The following is a 4,161-nucleotide window of genomic DNA, read 5'->3' on the forward strand; positions in this document are numbered from 1 at the left end:
TAGTCCGCTCCCAGGATCACCGGCAGTTCGGGTGCCACCTTCGCCACCACGCCGGCCCGCTTCGCCGCGAGCGCCCGCGCCTGCACGCCCATCCGCACCCGGTCGAACCCCTCCGGCACCGGCGTCCCCGCCACCAGGGACGACAGCACGGCGGCCTGGGCCACCCCGAGCCGCTCGCGCATGCCGGCCACCGGCCGGGCCAGGACGCCGACGCCCCCGTCACCCGCGCAGCCCCCGTCGCCGGCACCGGCCGGTCCGGCGGTGCTGCCCCCGTCGCCGGTACCGGCCGGTCCGGCGGTGCTGCCCCCGTCACCGGTACCGCTCGTACCGCCGGCACCGGCCGTGCTGCCCCCGTGGCTCCCGGAGCCCGTGCCGGCCGTCGCCGCCGCGGTCTTCGCCCCTGCGGTCTTCGCCCCTGCGGTCTTCGCCCCTGCGGTCTTCGCCACCGCGGTCTTCGCCCCTGCGGTCCTCGCCGGGCGTGAACGGCCGACGGCCAGGGCCTCCCGGATCGCACTCAACTCCCGCTCCAGCTCCCCCGGTTCGGGGAAGTCCTCGTCCCGCTCCAGGAGGACCCCGGGGGGTGCGACCCGGGTGGCGAGGTCGGTCAGGATGTCCAGTACGGGACGCGGCACGGGGTGCGCGTGACTGTCGTGCCATACGCCGTCGCGCTCGAAGCCGCCCGCTACATGGACGTAGGCGATCGCCTCCAGGGGCAGTTCGGCCAGCGCCTCGGCCGGGTCCTCGCCCCGGTTGACGTGGTTGGTGTGCAGGTTGGCCACATCGATCAGCAGGCGTACGCCGGTCCGCTCGACCAGTTCGGACAGGAACCGGCCCTCCGTCAGCTCCTCGCCCGGCCAGGAGAACAGTGCGGCGATGTTCTCCAGGGCCAGCGGCACCGGCAGCGCGTCCTGGGCGACACGGACGTTCTCGCACAGCACGTCCAGCGCGTCCCGGGTGCGTGGTACGGGCAGCAGGTGTCCGGCCTCCAGGTGCGGGGAGGCGGTGAGCGCGCCGCCGGCCCGGACGAAGGCGATGTGCTCGGTCACCAGTGGGGCCCCGAGGGCCTGTGCCCGTTCGGCGAGCGCCGCCAGACGCTGTTCGTCGGGCCGGTCCGCGCCGCCGAGGCCGAGGGAGACGCCGTGCGGGATCACCGTCACACCGCGCTCGCGCAGCCGCAGCAGCGACTCCGGGAGGTGTCCCGGGCAGACGTTCTCCGCCACGACCTCCACCCAGTCGATGCCCGGCATCCGCTCCACGGCGTCCGCGATCTCCGGCCGCCAGCCGATCCCCGTCCCCAGTCGCCGCATGGCGCCTCCCCCTCCTCGGCCCGTGCCCGTGCCCGTGTGTCGAGTGACGGGGGTATGGCCCCGGCGGGCGACGTCGAACCCCCAGCCGGGCGCGTTCAGAGCAACATTTGAGGTTGAGTCCCCGGGCCGGTCACCGCTTTGGGCCCGGGGCCGGTCACCGCTCCGGAGCGTGGGCCGGTCAGCGCTCCAGGCTGTGGGCCGGTCACTGTTCCAGGCTGTGGGCCGGTCAGCGCCTCCCGCCCCTCGACCGAGGCGGTGTCCACCGTGCGGCGCAGCACCAGCCGGCGGGTACGGTCTCCCCGCTCGACCCGCCCGTCGACCCCCGCCACCCGGTCACACCCGGCGCAGCGCGGGATGGTCGGCGACGACCGTGCAGGAACCCGGTGCGATCTCCGTGAAGCCGGCGTCCCGCACCAGCGGCAGACCGCCGCCGGTGAGCCGGGCCCAGTCGGCGGGGTCGGCCGTGCGGACGGACAGCGCGTACCCGGCCTCCCGCCAGGCGGTGCGCTCCGCGCCGGACAGCGCCCACCAGGCCAGCTGGGCACCGTGACCGGCCTGGGCCATCGCCTTGCCGGCCGACATCTCCAGCCCCGGGTTCAGCCAGAGCACGGGCTGTGCCGGGTCCGCGGCGACGGGCGGCTCGGGGTCGTCCAGTTCGGTGCCCGACACCTGGAGCTTGGCCAGGTCCTTGGGCCAGCCGTCCAGCGGGATCGGCGGGAAGACCCGGACCTCCGCGGACTTGCCGGTGACCGTGATCCCGGGCAGCGTCCCGGCGCGCCGCCACTCGGCGCCCCGGGCCCGCCGGACGACCTTGCGGATCCGCGCGTCCTGCCAGTTCCGCACCGCGTCGGCCCACTCCCCGTCGCCGTGCGCGCGCTCGTCGCCGAGCAGCACGAGCACGGCCCGGGCGGCCGTCTCCAGCGCGTCGGTGCGGGCGGGCGGTTCGCCCCGCTCTATCCGTACGACGAGCGGCAGCACGAACTGCGGGGCCTCGTCGCGCCGGTCGTGCTCGGACTGGAAGGGGCTGTCACCGGAAGGTGCGGGAACGTCGCTCACGGGGATCCACCCTACGAAGCCCCGGCCCGGCCGATCAACGCGCGGCCGGCCCCGGGGCGCCGGCCGGGCGGGGCGGGGGCCGGGACGGAAAAAAAGACGGGGCCGCCGATGAACCCGCCGCTACGCCGACCCGTCTTGATCAGCCGGAAGGGGAGGGCCGATGAGCCAGTATTTCGAGCTCGGTGACGAGACGCTCTGGAATCCGTCCGAGGGGGCCGCACGGCTGTTCCTGCGGCAGGCGGAGGTGTTCGAGGCCGAGCTGGGGCTGCCGTCCGGACTCGAACCCATGCGGAACGACGAGTGCCGGATCGACCCGGCCGTCTTCGCGGACTTCGTGCACGCCCTGCTCGCCTGGCACCGGCGGACCGGCCACACCGTGCTCCTGGCCCTCTCCGAGGGGTTCGTGGGCACCGTGGTCGCCCTCGCCCAGCGTGCCGGGACCGGCATCGACTGGGCCGGCCTCGAAGCCTCCCCCGACGGCCCCCTGGCGGACGTACAGGTCTCCGCGGCCGGCAGGTCCGGGCCGGAGGACGGCGGCTCCTGGGCAGCGGCGCTGCGCGCCAGGGCGGCCGAACTGAGCCGCGCCATGGCCCGCTGACCCGCCATATGGCCCGCTGACCAGCGCCACCGCCCCGACCCGGGCCGCCGCCCGACCGCGCCGCCGTGCCAGGGACACGCCCCCTATTACGAAGCGGCCGTCCCCGGGTTCGCCCCCTACGAACCCGAGCCGCCCCCGCAGCCCGCCGCCGTCCCTCGGCGGGGTCACGCCCCTGTTCGAAGCCGACGCCTCCCGCCGGGCCACACCCTCCGTGCCCAGGTCGTCCCCCGCCCGCGCATCGTCCCCCGTCCGCGCACCGCCCCCGCCCGCGTGCCGTCCCCCGCCGGGAGCCCGCCGCTCCGTACCCAAGCCGTCCCCCGCCCGCACCGGAGATGCCCTCATGCCCCCTGAACTGCGTCTGACCGCGGTGGGCCGCCGTTACGGCCTCCGCGGCCCCTGGGTGCTGCGAGGCGTCGACCTCGTCATCGCCCCCGGCACCCTCACCCGGCTGGAAGGGGCGAACGGCACCGGGAAGTCCACCCTGCTCCGGCTGCTCGCCCGGCTCGACGCCCCCACCGAGGGCCGGATCGGCGGCAGGCCGCGTACGGCCTACGTGCCGGAACGCTTCCCGTCCGCCCTGCCCTTCACGGCCGCGGGTTACCTCACTCACCTCGGCGCCGTGCACGGCCTGCCCCGGGCCGTCGCCGCGCGCCGGGCGGCCGGCCTGCTGGAGCGGTTCGGGGCGGGTGCGTACGCCGGGACGCCGATGGCCCGGCTGTCCAAGGGCAGCAGCCAGAAGGTCGCCGTCGCCCAGGCTCTGATCGGCGACCCGGAACTGCTGGTGCTGGACGAGGCGTGGACCGGGCTCGACGCGGCGGCGCGGGACGAGCTGGAGCGGGCGGTGGCCGAGCGGACGGCCGCCGGCGGCGCCGTGGTCTTCGTGGACCACGACCCGCGCCGGCTCGCCGGGGCGCCGGACGCGACGTACACCGTGCTCGACGGCGGCCTGCGACCGCGCGGCGACGCCGGGAGCCCGCCACCCGCCGGCCCGGTCACCCGGGTCGTCGTCACGGGACCTCCAGACGGGCGGCTGCCGCTCGAGGCGGTACGGATCGCCGTCCGCGCCGAGGAGACGGCACCGGGCCGCCACCGCCTCACCGTCCCGGCCTCCCACTCCGACGTCCTGCTGCGCGCCCTGCTCACGGCCCGTCCGTCCTGGCACGTGGAGTGTGTCGAGCCCGTCCGTGCCCCGCTCCCCGA

Annotated in this window: 4 protein-coding genes and 1 pseudogene; 2 read left to right on the forward strand and 3 right to left on the reverse strand. The window is 76.3% G+C overall.

The window, feature by feature from the left end:
• The 3 genes and pseudogenes from GT045_RS30310 to GT045_RS30320 all read right to left on the reverse strand — a co-directional run.
• Positions 1-1,307, reverse strand: a 1,307-nt coding sequence (locus GT045_RS30310) for a DUF692 domain-containing protein (RefSeq protein ID WP_161336127.1), incomplete at its 3' end; no start/stop codon positions are given.
• Between the two features lie 224 nt (positions 1,308-1,531).
• Positions 1,532-1,636 (reverse strand): annotated as a pseudogene (locus tag GT045_RS40110) (TetR/AcrR family transcriptional regulator); the annotation flags it as partial.
• A gap of 4 nt (positions 1,637-1,640) precedes the next feature.
• Positions 1,641-2,363, reverse strand: coding sequence for a peptidyl-tRNA hydrolase (locus tag GT045_RS30320; RefSeq protein WP_161336128.1), 723 nt, complete (start codon positions 2,361-2,363; stop codon positions 1,641-1,643).
• Between the two features lie 160 nt (positions 2,364-2,523).
• Here GT045_RS30320 and GT045_RS30325 point away from each other — a divergent pair, with 160 nt between their 5' ends.
• Complete coding sequence (locus tag GT045_RS30325; RefSeq protein ID WP_161336129.1) at positions 2,524-2,961, forward strand: DUF6086 family protein; 438 nt, start codon at positions 2,524-2,526, stop codon at positions 2,959-2,961.
• 340 nt (positions 2,962-3,301) lie between these two features.
• Positions 3,302-4,161, forward strand: an 860-nt coding sequence (locus GT045_RS30330; RefSeq protein WP_161296954.1) for an ATP-binding cassette domain-containing protein, incomplete at its 3' end; no start/stop codon positions are given.

The organism is Streptomyces sp. SID486 (assembly GCF_009865385.1).
In the GTDB taxonomy this organism is placed as follows: domain Bacteria; phylum Actinomycetota; class Actinomycetes; order Streptomycetales; family Streptomycetaceae; genus Streptomyces.